This is a genomic window from Chitinophaga sp. sic0106, from assembly GCF_019219075.1.
Lineage (GTDB): Bacteria > Bacteroidota > Bacteroidia > Chitinophagales > Chitinophagaceae > Chitinophaga.
Genome location: NZ_JAHUWJ010000011.1, coordinates 124102 through 138911 on the forward strand (window position 1 = coordinate 124102; position 14810 = coordinate 138911).

Genomic DNA, 14810 nt, shown 5'->3' on the forward strand with positions numbered 1-14810 from the left:
CGACACATGAACATCTATATAAACGGAACGGGTTGTATTTCTCCGCAGGAAACTGCGCAGATTGGACCTTTGTTTTCCCCCCTGAAAGAATACGAGCAGGTGCGGCTGCAAACCGTTGATCCGGACTATAAACAATGGATCGACCTGAAGCAGATCCGCCGTATGAGCCGCGCAGTGAAAATGGGTGTGGGAGCAGCCAATCTCAGTATGGAAGAAGCCGGCATTAAAATGCCGGACGCTATTATCACCGGCACAGCCTACGGCTGCCTCGATGATACCGGCGTGTTCCTGAATAAAATGGTATCGCAGGAAGAGCAAATGCTTACGCCTACAGCGTTTATACAGTCTACTCACAATACCGTGGGCGGACAGATTGCGCTGTTGCTGGGTTGCAATACTTATAACAACACCTTCGTGCATCGGGGGTTTTCATTTGAAAACTCCTTGCTGGATGCGACCATGATACTCCGCGAAGGAGAAGCAAAGTATGTACTGGCAGGTGGTTTGGATGAAATTACCCATTACAGCCACCAGATATTGTCCCGCTTTGGCTTGTACAAAAAAGCCCCGGTGAAAACCATGGAGCTGCTGAAAAGCCCCGACCGTGGCACCATTGCCGGTGAAGGTGCTGCCTTCTTTGTGCTCAGCCCTGAAAAAGGCACGCACACCGTTGCAGAGCTGGCAGGCATCAGCACCATCTACAAACCGCTGTGGGAAGGAGAAGTGATTGGAGCCATTGTGAAGTTTCTGGAAGAACATGAAGTTACCCTGGAAGAAATCGACCTGATTGTAACCGGCAGAAACGGAGACATCGCCCAGGATGACATCTATGAAGAAGTAGCAGCCGCACTGTTTCCGGACCATCCGGAGGCATGCTTCAAGCACCTCTGCGGGGAATATCCTACGGCAATAGCTTTCGGTACCTGGATGGCCAACAAAATTATTGCGGAACAGGATGTGCCGGAGGCAGCCATGTTTTATGGCACGCCCCCTGCAAAAATTAAAAATCTACTGGTGTATAATCATCGCCAGGGTACCCACCACTCCCTGATATTGCTGAAAGCATGCTAACGCACCGGTTCACATATATCATCCTCGGAATTTTACTGCTATGCTGGATTACACTCCGCTTTGGCATGGAAGTAAATATCTCTGCCTGGTGGCTGCTGGTGCTGCCACTGGTATATATTCCGCTATGTGTATGGGGAGCTATTAACATACAGGCCAACTACTTTATTTCTTCTGTATCACAGGCACGCACCAACGAAAAGGTAGTCGCGCTCACCTTTGATGACGGGCCGCTGCCGGAATACACACCGCTGGTGCTCGATATACTTAAACAGGAACAGGTGCCCGCCGCATTTTTCTGCATCGGTAAAAATATTCCGGAGCACGACGAATTACTGGAACGCATACACGCCGAAGGGCATGTAATAGGTAACCATAGCTGGTCCCACGATTTCTGGTTTGATATGTACGGCACCAAACGTATGCAGCTGGACCTGGATCGTATGCAGGAGCAGGTGGAAAGTGTGCTGGGGGTAACGCCGCGACTCTTTCGACCACCATACGGTGTTACCAATCCTAACCTGGCCACAGCAGTGGAAAGGGAAAGGCTGGTATCCGTAGGCTGGAGCATCCGTTCACTGGATACTGTAGCGAAAGACGAAGCCGCGCTGTTGCAGAAAATACAGGATGCCCTGCACCCCGGTGCCGTGATTTTACTGCATGATACTTGCAGTATCACCGCTGCTATACTGCCCAGGCTGATAAAAGGAATCCGCGAAAAAGGCTACCGCCTGGAAAGAATTGATAAACTATTAAAAATACCCGCTTATGCGTAAATGGTTGCTCATCATGCTATGTGTATTGACCGGACTGCAATTGAAAGCGCAGCAGGGCTTTAAGGCTGTGGCCGACCTGGCGCCGCTCAAACAGCAGTTCGCAAAGGCTGCACAGGCTACCCAAAGCATCCAGTGTGATTTTGTGCAGGAGAAAAACCTGAGCATGCTATCGGATAAAATTACCTCCAAAGGCAAGTTCTGGTTTAAGAAAGATAATAAGGTAAGAATGGAATACACACAGCCATCCTACTACCTGCTCGTGATCAACGGAAAAGATATTAAAATCAAGGATGCCCAGAAAGAAAACAAGGTTTCGGGGAAATCCAATAAGCTGTTTGAACAGATCAATAAGATAACGGTGGACTGCGTACGCGGCACCGTGCTGGATAATGCCGACTTCACTACCAAAGCATTTGAAAATACACAGTACTACAAACTGGAAATGGTGCCGGCAAACAAGGCATTAAAAGAGTATTTCAGTAAAATCACGCTGCTGGTGGATAAGGCCGACTATGGCGTATCTAAGATCACCATGGCGGAGCAATCCGGCGACGATACTGTCATCAGCTTTTTACATAAACAATTGAATGCAAACATTCCGGATGCGTTATTTTCTGCTAAGTAGTGCGCTGCTGGCTATGATGGCCACGGGATGCAGGTCCGTATACAAAGGCCTGCACACCGATCCTGCGGCTTCGGTGGAATGCATCAGGCAGTTTGCGCCGGCATTTACCAACACGTTATATAGTGCCCAGGTAGATGTGACCAAACACCACCTGAGTGGTTTGGTACTGCTCAAGCAAATGCCGGACAGCTCTACCCGGCTCGTGTTTGCCAATGAAATGGGCTTTAAGTTTTTTGATTTTGAGTATGATAAAGACGGGAATTTTACAAAACACTTTATCATACCTAAAATGGATAAGAAGCCGGTGGTAAAAACGCTCAGCCAGGATTTTGCGCTGGTGCTGATGCAACTGGACCTCAGCAAAGCCCACGTAGCAAGGGAAAACGGAGAACGCTTTGTAGTGGTGCCCACTGAAAAAGGGAATAACTACTATATAACGGATAGCGCCTGTACGCAGTTGCGGCGAATAGAAAAATCATCCCCCCGCAAGCCGGTGATAAGGGTAACGATGAGCCACTATCAAAACGGGATACCGGATAGTATACTTATCAAACATCTCAACTTTAAGTTCAACATCTCCCTGCAAAGGGTAGAAAAAAAATAAAAACTATGTTAGCTGGTAACTTCTACACCATCACAGAACAAACACAGGAAGGCGGACAAATCAATGCCACCATTGCACTGAATGCGGAACATCCGATTTTTGGCGGTCACTTTCCGGAGCAGCCGGTAGTGCCGGGTGTATGCATGATGCAAACCATTACTGAGTTTGTACGCACTGTAGCCAGTCGTAAAGTGATGCTGCAAAAAGCGAATCAGATGAAGTTTATGAACATGATAGACCCTCGCCAGACGCCACTTGTAGACGTGCAGGTAACCTGCAAGGACGACGAAGCCGGCCTGAAGGTAACAGCGGTGCTGAAGCGGGAAGATAAGATTTTCATGAAGTTCCAGGGATTGTTTAAATAATTGCATGTCGGTTACACCTACACATAACGAGTTGTTTGAACAGCACCGGGTAGCGGTGCTGATTCCTACCTACAATAACGCCGGTACCCTCGCCGCCGTATTGCAGGATGCGCTCAGCTATACCCATCACGTAATAGTGGTAAACGACGGCGCTACAGACCATACGCCGGATATTCTGGGCAACCATCCGCAGATCCAGCTGGTTTCGTATAACCCTAACCGTGGTAAAGGAATTGCCCTCCGCAAAGGGTTTGAATATGCCAGACAACAAGGTTACGATTATGTAATCACCATGGATGCAGACGGGCAGCATTTTGCTACCGACCTGCCCGTAATGCTGGCAAAAATTGCAGAAGACCCGGACGCACTGGTAATAGGCGCCCGCAACCTGCAACAGGAAAATATGCCGGGGAAAAATACCTTCGCCAATAAATTTTCCAATTTCTGGTTTTATGTAGAAACCGGTTTAAAAGGGCCGGACACGCAATCCGGCTACCGCCTGTACCCCTTGCATAAAATGGGTAATACGCGTTACTGGTGTACCAAGTATGAATTCGAAATTGAAGTGCTGGTGCGAAGTGCGTGGAAGGGGATCAAGATAGACTGGGCGCCTGTTAAAGTATACTATCCTCCTGCTGAAGAGAGGATTTCTCATTTCAGGCCCTTCCGTGATTTTTCCCGTATCAGTGTGCTCAATACCGTATTGGTGTTTATTACACTCGTGTACATTAAGCCAAGGGATTTGATCAGGTTCCTCTCTAAATGGGAAAACTGGAAAAAGTTATGGAGAGAAGAAGTGCTGAACCCAACAGAAAGCAATGCTAAAAAAGCCACTGCCATCGGTTTCGGGGTGTTCATGGGCATCATTCCGCTCTGGGGCTTTCAACTGATCACCGCTATATTATTGTCGATAAAATTCAGATTAAATAAAGCGCTGGTAGTGCTGGCAGCACATATCAGTACTCCGCCGCTAACCATACTGGTGCTTTACGCCAGCTTTATTACCGGTAAAATATTTATGGGCCAGTCGTCCAGGGACCTGATCTTTCTCGGGCAAACTATGGATACGATATGGGCCAGTATCAAGGCAAACCTCCTGCAATATGTGGTGGGGGCGGTAACCCTGGCCATCGGTGCCGGCCTGCTGGCGGGCATCGTCAGCTTTGCGCTGCTGTCCATCTTCCGGAGGAAAAAACAAAATTCTGCAGATTCAGTAACAATATAAAATGGGTAACTTCTTCGTAGCAATATATAATTTCTTTGAGCGCCACAAGGCATGGCTGTGGATATCTGCTGTCCTGAGCTTCCTGCTGGTGGGCTTCTTTGCTTCGAAGGTAAAGCTGGAAGAAGATATTACTAAAATTCTTCCGCAGGATAAAAAGCTGGATAAACTGCAACAGGTATTCCAGGACTCCAAGTTTGCCGATAAACTGATCATTACCGTATCGCAAAAAGATACCGTTGGGGCAGCTGTTCCGGACAGTCTGACCGCCTATGCTACCGCGCTTACCACTGCTGCCGCGGCACAATTATCTCCCTATATAAAAACAATACAGGGCCAGGTAGAAGATGAAACCGTGATGAACCTGATGCAGCTGATTCAATCGAACCTGCCGGTATTCCTGGAAGAAAAGGATTACGCGCGGATCGACCAGCTCACCCGGCCGGACACGCTGCAAAAATCGTTGCTGTATGATTACAATACCCTGATATCTCCCACAGGCCTGGTGCTGAAACGTATGATACAGGCTGATCCTGTTGGTATCAGCTGGATTGGTGTGAAGAAACTACAGCAATTACAAGCCGATGATCAGTTTGAGCTGTATGATAATTTCATCATGACCAAAGATCACCGGCACCTGATGATCTTTATCACCCCGGCGAATCCGCCTACAGCCACAAAAGTGAACACAAAATTCCTGGCAGGGCTGGATCATTTGCAGGATAGTTTATTAAAACAACATCCGGAGATACAGGCTACTTACTTTGGCGGAACCGCTGTAAGTGCCGGCAATGCTACGCAATTGCGCATGGATACCATGCTTACGCAGGGTGTCACTGTATTGCTGCTGGTAGTGCTGATCGCGTTTTTCTTCCGCAAAAAAAGAGCGCCGGTGCTGGTAATGCTTCCGGTAATTTTCGGAGCACTGTTCTCACTGGCATGCATATACGTTATCAGAGGGCATATTTCTGTAATAGCCCTGGGTGCAGGAGCGGTCGTATTGGGTATAGCGGTAAACTATTCGCTGCACGTATTCAATCATTTCCGCCATACACCTGATCCGCGTGAGGTAATCCGCGACCTGGCCACGCCTATGACCCTGGGTAGTTTTACTACCGTGGGCGGTTTCCTTTGTTTGCAGTTTGTGCAATCGCCCATGCTGCATGATGTAGGCCTGTTTGCCGCCTGTAGCCTGATTGGTGCAGCGCTGTTTTCGCTGATTTACCTCCCGCACTGGATAGTGACCAGTAAGCAGGATACCCATCACGAAACCTGGCTGGACAAGCTTTCCGGGCTGAAACCGGAGAAGAATAAGTGGCTGGTAGCGGGCATTTTTGTATTGACGATTATCTTCTTTTTCACCGCAAAAAAAGTTGCTTTTGAAAGCGACATGATGCGGATGAATTATATGTCGCCCAAACTGAAGGCGGCCGAAGCGCACCTCAACTCCGTGAACGCCTATGTAGCGCAATCCGTATACGTAGTAACGGATGGCACCAGCATGGAGCAGGCCCTGGAAAACAGCGAGCAGCTGATGCCGCTGATCCGTAACCTGCAACAGCAGGGCGTAGTGCTGAAAGTGGCGGGTGTGCAGTCGCTCCTGATTTCGGCAAAAGAGCAACAACAGCGTATTAACCGCTGGAATGCTTACTGGACACCGGAAAAGAAGCAACAGGTCCTGAGTTACCTGCGCACGCACGGGCAACCAATTGGTTTTAGTGGAGCCGCCTTTGATAAATTTGAAAACCTGCTGAACACCGATTACCAGGTGTTATCACCGGAGCAGCTGGACGTGCTTACCAGTGGTAACCTGGGCGATTACATCATGCACCGCAATGGCAATACCTCGCTGGTTACCTTGCTGAAGGTGGACCCGGCGCAGAAGAATGCCGTATATGCCGTGCTGGATAACCATCCGCATACTACTGTGCTGGATAAACAATATGCCGCCAACAGGCTGGTAGAAGTGATGAAGGACGAGTTCAACAGCATCGCCTGGATGACCTCCTTGCTGGTATTTGCTGCCCTGCTGATTTCTTATGGCCGCATTGAACTGGCGCTGATCACCTTTATCCCCATGGCTATCAGCTGGGAGTGGATACTGGGTATTATGGGGCTTTTCGGTATTAAATTCAATATTGTAAACATTATCCTGAGCACGTTTATTTTTGGTTTGGGAGATGATTATAGCATCTTCATGATGGATGGTTTATTACAGGAATATAAAACCGGCCGTAAAAACATCTCATCCTTTAAATCTTCTATTTTTCTCAGTGCCATCACGACTATGCTGGGGCTGGGTGTAATGATATTTGCAAAACATCCTTCGCTGCAATCTATAGCGCTGGTATCTATAATCGGAATAGGCACGGTGGTTTTGATTTCGCAGGTGATGATCCCGGTGCTGTTCAACTTCCTGATCACTAACCGGGTGCGTAAAGGCTATGCACCGTGGACGCTGAAGGGACTAAGCCTTTCTGTATTCTCGTTTATGTACTTCACGTTAGGCAGCTTTATACTTACTTTTCTGGGTTTTGTGTTAATAAGAATCAATCCTTTCAATAAGGAAAAGGGTAAGTACATCTATCACTGCATCTTATCGAAGTACACCTGGTCCGTGATGTATATCATGGGAAATGTGACCAAAAAAATCGAGAACCCGCTGCACGAAAAGCTGGAGAAGCCGGTGGTGATTATCAGTAATCATCAGTCTTTCCTGGATATCTTGCTATCGACCATGTTGCATCCGAATATGATCCTGCTCACCAACCAGTGGGTATGGCGTTCACCGGTATTTGGTGCCGTGGTGCGGTATGCCGATTATTACCCGGTAGCGGATGGGGCAGAGGGCGCGGTGGACAAGCTGCGTGAACGCGTGGAACAGGGCTATTCGATCCTTGTTTATCCGGAGGGTACCCGTTCTCCCGACCCGTCGATAAAGCGGTTTCATAAAGGGGCGTTTTACATTGCCCAGGAGCTGGGGTTGGATATCCTACCAATAGTAATGCATGGCACGGCACAAACCATGCAAAAGGGCGACTTCCTGCTGAAAGACGGATATATCACTATCAGGTACCTGCCACGTATTGCCGCGGACGATAAGAGCTGGGGGGGTAACTACAGCGCACGTACGAAATCCATCTCCCGGTATTTTAAAGGGGAATATGAAAAGCTGCGAAGTGAAAAGGAAACACCGAAGTATTTCCGGGAGCAGCTGATCTATAACTACATTTATAAAGGGCCGGTGCTGGAATGGTACATGCGTATTAAAACCCGCATGGAAGGTAACTATGCGGAATTTAATCAGCTCATTCCCCAGCAGGGTAAGATCATGGATATAGGTTGTGGGTACGGGTTTATGTCGTATATGCTGGCTTGGTTATCTCCCCAAAGACAAATTGTGGGGATAGATCATGATGAAGAAAAAATTATTACCGCCAACAACAACTATAGCAAAACGGACCAGCTCACCTTTATCCATGGCGATATTGCGGACATGGAGCTGGAGCAGTACAATGCATTTATCCTCAGTGATGTAATGCATTACCTGACATCCGAAGAGCAGGAACGTTTGCTGAGCCAATGTATTGCGCATTTAACAGACGACGGCGTGATTGTACTCCGCGATGGGGACATGGACCGTAAGCAGCGCCATGAAGGTACTAAGCTCACTGAATGGCTTTCCACTAAAGTAATTGGATTCAATAAAACAGGCAGGGACGGGCTTACCTTCCTTTCAGCTTCGGGTATTCGTAACATGGTGAAAAAATATGGCGCTGTAGCAGAGGAAATTGATAATACCCGCTATACATCTAATGTCATTTTTGTGATCCGAAAATCCCCCCAAGAGCAATATGCGCAGCAATGAAGTCATTGTAATAGGTAGTGGTCTTGGTGGCCTGGCCACCGCAGCTATTCTGGGCATGAATGGTTACAAAGTGCGTGTGTATGAAAAAAACCGTCAGATCGGTGGTTGTTTGCAAACCTATTCCCGCGAAAAAGTAATTTTTGATTCCGGCGTACACTACATTGGTGGCCTTGCACCGGGTGAAAATCTATACAAAGTTTTTAAATACCTGGGTATCCTGGATAAGCTGAAGCTCCGCCGGATGGACCTGGAAGGCTTTGACCACATTGCCTTTGCGGATGATCCTGCGGTGTATAAAATAGCACAGGGAGAGCAGCGGTTTATGAACACGCTGCTGCAAAGCTTTCCGGATGAAAAGCCGGCGCTGGAAGCGTATGTGCATAAGATCAGGGAGATTTGCGGTAAGTTTCCCTTGTATAATCTTCGTTTGGGAGATTATGAAGAAAAGCGGGAAGTACTGCACTATAACACAGCAGATTTTCTCCGCAGCATTACCAATAACCAGCGGCTGCAACAGGTATTGGCCGGCAACAACCTGCTGTACGCAGGGGTGGCGGAAAAAACGCCGTTGTATGTACATGCGTTGGTACTGAACAGTTATATGAACAGCTCCTGGAAGTGTGTGGATGGTGGCGGGCAGATCGCTAAATGGCTGGGAAGGCGTATCATGGAAAACGGAGGAGAGATCATCCGCAATACCGCCGTGACGGCCATTGTAGGCGAAGCCGACCGGGTGGACCATCTGGTGTTGCAGAACGGAGAGAAAGTAAAAGCGGATTATTTCGTTTCCAATCTGCATCCCGTGCAAACCATTGCCATGACGCATTCCGACGCGCTGCGCGGTGCTTACCGGACGCGCATGCAGTCACTGGAAAACTCTGTAGGGGCCTTTGTGTTAAATGTGGTGTTGAAGCCGGGTAGTTTTCCTTATCTCAATTATAACTATTATTATCATACTACGGAGGATGCCTGGGCGGGTATTGACTACCAAACCGATGCCTGGCCGCAGACCTATGCGATGTATGTGGCAGCATCATCCAAACATCCGGAATATGCGGATAGTTTGTGTGTGATGACCTATATGCGCTATGAAGAAATGGCGCCCTGGAAGGATACTTTTAACACGGTGTTACAGCCGGGGGCCAGGGGAGAAGACTATGAACGCTTTAAAAGAGAGAAAGCGGAACAGCTGATAGCCTGTGTGGGAAAGCGTTTCCCGGATTTCAGGCAGGCGATACAGTCGTACTATGTGGCTACGCCATTATCGTACCGGGACTATATGGGCACTGCCGACGGCAGCATGTACGGTATCATGAAAGATGCGGCAGATCCTTTGCGCACCATGGTATCCGCCCGTACCAAACTATCTAATTTGTATCTTACAGGGCAAAACCTGAACTTGCACGGAATTCTGGGGGTAACCATGAGTAGTGTGATCACCGCATCAGAATTAGTGGGAATGGAATCTTTAGTAACAGCAATTAACAATGTATCAGTATTCGACATATAAAGCCAGCGGGCAGAAGAAAAAGAAGCGCAGTATCTGGAAAAAGCTGGGCAGGGCAATCCTTTATATTATCGGATTTTTCCTGGTATTGCTGATAGGGCTTGCGATCTATATTGTAAGTGTGAGCAAAATGGCACCGCCGGAAATTAGTAATCAGTCGGCCTTGCAGCTACAGCGCAAGGAGCTGGACAAAGGTACCTACACCATTGGAAACAACTGGTTCCGTCATAGCAGCACGGGATTGTATGAAATGTACGTAGAAGGGTCACCTTTTGAAAGAGGGGTGGTAAACGGTAAGCTGAGCAAGGAACTGATTCAGCGTCAGGAAGACGTGTTTGTGGAGCAGATCGCAAAGATGGTGCCCAGCACCTTTTACAGGCATTTCCTGCGTTATTTCATCGGGTTCTTTAACAGGGACCTGGCAGCCAATGTGCCGGAGGAGTTTAAGGAAGAGATTTACGGGGAGTCGTTCTCCGCCTCTCCTGACTATGACTATATCGGCAGTAACTACGAGCGGCTGATGAACTATCATGCGGCGCATGATATTGGGCACGCCCTGCAGGGTATGTACCTGGTGGGATGTACTTCCTTTGCTACCTGGGATGATCATTCGGCGGACAGTAACCTGATCATTGGCCGGAATTTCGACTTCTACATGGGCGATAAGTTTGCAGAGGATAAGATGGTGGTGTTTTACCATCCCGAAAAGGGCTACAACTTTATGTTTGTGACCTGGGGGGGCTTTACGGGCGTGGTTTCCGGTATGAACGACCAGGGGCTCACCGTTACCATTAATGCCGCCAGAACTGACGTGCCTTTTGGAGCTGCTACACCGGTATCATTGGTGGCCAGGGAGATATTACAATATGCTAAGACGATTGAAGAGGCCTGGGCGATAGCGTCCAAACGCAGAATGTTTGTATCAGAATCTTTCCTGATAGGCTCTGCCATTGATAATATGGCCGTGGTGATTGAAAAAACACCGACTGGTATGGATAAGTATGATCCGGGAAGGCACTTTATTACCTGTACCAATCACTTCCAGGGGGATACGCTGAAAACGCTGGGCTCCAATAAGGTACAGCTGGCGCAAAGTGCGTCTGCCTATCGTTACCTGCGGCTCACGGAGTTATTGTCGCGCAACGGCAAAAACGATGTACAGAAAACCATTGGCATTTTACGTGACCGTAAAGGGCTGCACGATGCTAATATAGGCTTGGGTAATGAGAAGGCGATTAACCAGTTTATAGCCCACCATGGTATTGTGTTTGAGCCTAAGAAAAAATTGGTGTGGGTATCTACAGCGCCTTTCCAGATGGGTGAGTTTGTAGCGTACGACCTGAACAAGATTTTTAGTATGCAGGGGCTGCAAAGCAACCACGAAGTATATGACACTGCATATAATGTGCCGGCAGATACTTTCCTGGTTACCAACGAATATGCGCAGTGGCAGCGGTTCCACACGATGAAGGAGCAGCTGATGAATAAGGAAAGCGTGGACCTGAAGGCTTTTGTGGCCAGCAATCCTGAGTATTATCATACGTATGTGATGGCAGGAGATTATAGTTTCCGGCTGAAACAGTTTGCTGCGGCAAAGCAGTATTATGAAACTGCTTTAACCAAAGAGATTGCCACCAAAGGTGAGGAAACGCATATTCGCGTGCAGCTGGAGAAAACGAATAAAGCATTGCAAAAATGATTATAGGCATAGGCACAGATATCGTGGAGGTGGGGCGTATTGCCGCAAAGCTGGCCAAAGGTATAGCTTTCAGGGATCTAGTGTTTACACCGGTAGAAATTGCGTATTGCGAAAAGCAGGCGTTGCCTGCTGAGTCGTATGCCGCAAGGTTTGCGGCTAAAGAGGCGCTGCTGAAAGCTTTTGGCACTGGCTGGGGAAATAATGGTGGTGTGAATTTTAACGAGATTGAAGTCCGCAATGATGCCAACGGCAAACCGGAATTATTTTTAATTGGAGCGGCGGAGGCCCGCTATGAGCAGCTATCTATCAAACATATCTGGGTGTCCTTATCGCATGAAAAAAGTGCTGCCATTGCGATGGTGGTACTGGAAGGATAACCTGTTAAAAACTGAGCTATGTATATACCCGATATTGAATTACAGTCTTTAGCTGCCATCAGGGCTTTCCAGGAGAAGGAAGTGCTGCATATGATCGGCTACCTCCAGCAGTTTTCACCGTTTTATAAAGACTGGTTCAAGCGTCATGGTATACAGGCAGATGATATCCGTTCGCTGGAAGAGGTAAAGAAAATTCCACCAGTTACCAAAGAAGCGTTGCAGGAGCAAAACTGGGATTTTTTATGTGTGGATAAAAGCAAGATTGCGGAGTATACTACTACCAGCGGCACGCTGGGACGGCCGGTGATATTGGCTTTAACGGAAAAGGACTTACAAAGGCTTACTTACAACGAATATATTTCTTTTAGTTGCGCTGATGGTACCGACAGTGATGTGTATCAGCTGATGCTCACGCTGGATCGTCAGTTTATGGCGGGTATGGCGTATTACAATGGTATCCGTAAGCTGGGTGCCGGCGTACTGCGTGTAGGCCCTGGCGTGCCCAGTATGCAGTGGGAAAATATTGAGCGCATACAGCCTACGACTATCGTAGGAGTGCCTTCATTTCTGGTAAAGCTGATAGCGTATGCAAAAGAGCATAATATTGATGTGAACAGTACATCCGTGAAGAAGGCCGTGTGTATTGGGGAAAACATACGTAATACTGATTTTTCACTGAATGTATTGGGAAAGAAAATAACGGAGCAATGGGATATAAAGCTGTATTCCACCTATGCATCCACTGAAATGCAGACTGCTTTCACTGAATGTAAGGCGGGGCATGGGGGGCATCATCATCCGGAGTTGCTGTATGTGGAGCTGCTGGATGATAATAATGAGCAGGTAGGTCCTGGTGAGGATGGAGAGGTAACGATTACTACGCTTGGGGTGGAAGGCATGCCACTGTTGCGTTACAAGACCGGTGATATTTGTCGGTATTACAATGAGCCTTGCAGCTGTGGCCGCCAAACTATTCGTTTATCGCCGGTGATAGGTCGCAAAAAGCAGATGTTGAAATTTAAGGGTACTACGTTGTATCCGCCGGCGCTGTTTGATTTGCTGAATGAGATGAACGAGGTGCGGGAGTTTGTGGTGGAGGTACATTCCAACGAATTAGGTACGGACGAGATCATGCTGCATTTGTGGCCGCTGGAGGAGTCGGAGGAGATGGACCGGAAGATTAAATCGTACTTACAGGCGAAGCTGCGGGTGATTCCGCAGGTGCGGTATTGCAGTCAGGCGGAGATTATGAAGATGCAGTTTCCGGAGGGCAGCAGGAAGCCGGTGAAGTTTGTGGATAAGCGGTAGTAGTATGTTTTATTTAAATATTTTTTAGGGAGATGCCGGTGAGGCATCTCTTTGTTTTTTGCGCAAGTTTGGTAATCATTTTTCGATCATTCTGATCTGTTCATTCCGTTCATTCTTACTTCGTTCTGTTCATTCTCATTCGGGGATGAAGTCAGCTCATTCGGGCGTTTTTGAGGCTTAATAGCGGCTAATTTGCCGGTATGAAAGTTAACCCGCTATTCATCGATGTAGAGATCGATGAACTGACTAATAGTATTGTTTGTACGAGAACAGGAGAAAGGTTTGATACCATTGTTTCACCATTAACCATGGAGGAAGCGAAAAAGCTAACCCGTCGGAAAAAATGGAGATTTAACTGGCAATTAGAATGCCAGTGTGTAGACAGGATAGTGTACAAACTGACGATAATAAATCGTCCGAAAGAAGTGCATGGAGTAATGAGTTGTACAGATTGTACGGATCATTACTTTGTTCATCTTATTGAAAATGCCCCTGCGAATGTGGGTAAGCTGAAGTTGTTTTCCGGTGTTGCACCAAATTTGTTTGCTTTTGTCTGTAAGTTGTCGTTGGAGCAAGGATATGGAGGGGAGATTGGATTTGTGGCGAAGACAAAATTGGTGGATTACTACAAGGATAAATTAGGTGCTCAGCTTGTTGGGCATTTAAGAATGAAAATTCCAGAAATAAAAGCGAAAAAACTTATACATGCATATTTTAAGAAAGAAAACGACCAGGCCATTGACTGATAGAGAGAAAGCTGCGCTGGAGAGTGAAGCTTTATGGAGAAATATAACAATTGCAGATTTAGCTTTTTTGGATGACCTGCTTCCCATTGGCGATCAGAATTATGTAGAAAGTAAACAAATAAAAATGTTTACCTCTTATTCTATTAGTGAATATCGCCGTACTGGCTATAATCCGAAGGAGCCGTCATTTAAGAAACTTAGACGATGGTTTAAGCGGTATGAAAAAAGAGGATATAAACCTGCATTGAGAAGACGCAGGCATGGAGCCAGGAGGAGGTGGGTTAAATGGTAATAATATAAACATTTGAAATAATTGGTAAGTAATAAGATGAAAGATTTTTATGGATGATTTCCATTATTTCAACGAACCAGAATGGTATGTGATAAGCAGGCCATACAGTAAAAGAGAAAGCAGGAACACCGCATTAATTTTTAAGATTTACCGTGCTACTGGCCGCGTTTATACCTACCCGCCCGTAAAGAAAAACTTAAGCCGCTGGTGCCGCAAAGACAGCTGGTTGCCTCCGCGTGATCCATCGCGGAAAAAACGCTGCTAATAGTGGTGGGTCACTTTCAATAATAGAGGTTCGCAACAGGCTGGCTCCAGACATCCGATAGTTTGTCAGCTGCCAATGCAAAAAATCG

Annotated in this window: 13 protein-coding genes; all 13 read left to right on the top strand. The window is 47.3% G+C overall.

What is annotated here, in order from left to right; all coding sequences use genetic code 11:
* Nucleotides 1–6: 6 nt before the first annotated feature.
* The 13 genes from KW844_RS17440 (at nucleotide 7) to KW844_RS17500 (ending at nucleotide 14457) form a co-directional block, all read left to right on the top strand.
* Nucleotides 7–1071: a beta-ketoacyl synthase N-terminal-like domain-containing protein gene (locus KW844_RS17440; RefSeq protein WP_218378056.1), complete on the top strand. Its 1065-nt coding sequence runs from the start codon at nucleotides 7–9 to the stop codon at nucleotides 1069–1071.
* Nucleotides 1065–1844 carry a polysaccharide deacetylase family protein gene (locus KW844_RS17445; RefSeq protein ID WP_218378057.1) on the top strand — a complete coding sequence of 260 codons (780 nt, stop codon included), beginning with the start codon at nucleotides 1065–1067 and terminating at the stop codon, nucleotides 1842–1844. The genes KW844_RS17440 and KW844_RS17445 overlap by 7 nt, the downstream gene beginning before the upstream one ends.
* Nucleotides 1837–2469, top strand: coding sequence for an outer membrane lipoprotein carrier protein LolA (locus KW844_RS17450; RefSeq protein WP_218378058.1), 633 nt, complete (start codon nucleotides 1837–1839; stop codon nucleotides 2467–2469). The genes KW844_RS17445 and KW844_RS17450 overlap by 8 nt, the downstream gene beginning before the upstream one ends.
* Nucleotides 2447–3073 (top strand): hypothetical protein, encoded by a 627-nt coding sequence (locus tag KW844_RS17455; protein ID WP_218378059.1) that lies wholly within the window; start codon nucleotides 2447–2449, stop codon nucleotides 3071–3073. The genes KW844_RS17450 and KW844_RS17455 overlap by 23 nt, the downstream gene beginning before the upstream one ends.
* Before the next feature lie 5 nt (nucleotides 3074–3078).
* Complete coding sequence (locus KW844_RS17460) at nucleotides 3079–3438, top strand: 3-hydroxyacyl-ACP dehydratase (RefSeq protein ID WP_218378060.1); 360 nt, start codon at nucleotides 3079–3081, stop codon at nucleotides 3436–3438.
* Between the two features lie 4 nt (nucleotides 3439–3442).
* A complete protein-coding gene (locus tag KW844_RS17465) occupies nucleotides 3443–4663 on the top strand; it encodes a DUF2062 domain-containing protein (RefSeq protein ID WP_218378061.1) in 1221 nt (406 codons plus the stop codon).
* A gap of 1 nt (nucleotide 4664) precedes the next feature.
* On the top strand, nucleotides 4665–8528 hold the full coding sequence (locus tag KW844_RS17470) for a trifunctional MMPL family transporter/lysophospholipid acyltransferase/class I SAM-dependent methyltransferase (protein ID WP_218378062.1): 3864 nt from the start codon (nucleotides 4665–4667) through the stop codon (nucleotides 8526–8528).
* Nucleotides 8515–10038: an NAD(P)/FAD-dependent oxidoreductase gene (locus tag KW844_RS17475; RefSeq protein ID WP_218378063.1), complete on the top strand. Its 1524-nt coding sequence runs from the start codon at nucleotides 8515–8517 to the stop codon at nucleotides 10036–10038. Before KW844_RS17470 ends, KW844_RS17475 begins: the two co-directional genes overlap by 14 nt.
* Nucleotides 10016–11734, top strand: a complete 1719-nt coding sequence (locus KW844_RS17480) for a C45 family peptidase (RefSeq protein WP_218378064.1) — start codon at nucleotides 10016–10018, stop codon at nucleotides 11732–11734. The genes KW844_RS17475 and KW844_RS17480 overlap by 23 nt, the downstream gene beginning before the upstream one ends.
* Nucleotides 11731–12111 carry a holo-ACP synthase gene (gene acpS, locus KW844_RS17485; RefSeq protein ID WP_218378065.1) on the top strand — a complete coding sequence of 127 codons (381 nt, stop codon included), beginning with the start codon at nucleotides 11731–11733 and terminating at the stop codon, nucleotides 12109–12111. Before KW844_RS17480 ends, acpS begins: the two co-directional genes overlap by 4 nt.
* 18 nt (nucleotides 12112–12129) lie before the next feature.
* Nucleotides 12130–13419: a phenylacetate--CoA ligase family protein gene (locus KW844_RS17490; protein WP_218378066.1), complete on the top strand. Its 1290-nt coding sequence runs from the start codon at nucleotides 12130–12132 to the stop codon at nucleotides 13417–13419.
* Nucleotides 13420–13619: 200 nt separating this feature from the next.
* Nucleotides 13620–14165, top strand: a complete 546-nt coding sequence (locus KW844_RS17495) for a hypothetical protein (protein ID WP_218378067.1) — start codon at nucleotides 13620–13622, stop codon at nucleotides 14163–14165.
* Nucleotides 14158–14457, top strand: a complete 300-nt coding sequence (locus KW844_RS17500; RefSeq protein ID WP_218378068.1) for a hypothetical protein — start codon at nucleotides 14158–14160, stop codon at nucleotides 14455–14457. Before KW844_RS17495 ends, KW844_RS17500 begins: the two co-directional genes overlap by 8 nt.
* Nucleotides 14458–14810 lie beyond the last annotated feature (353 nt).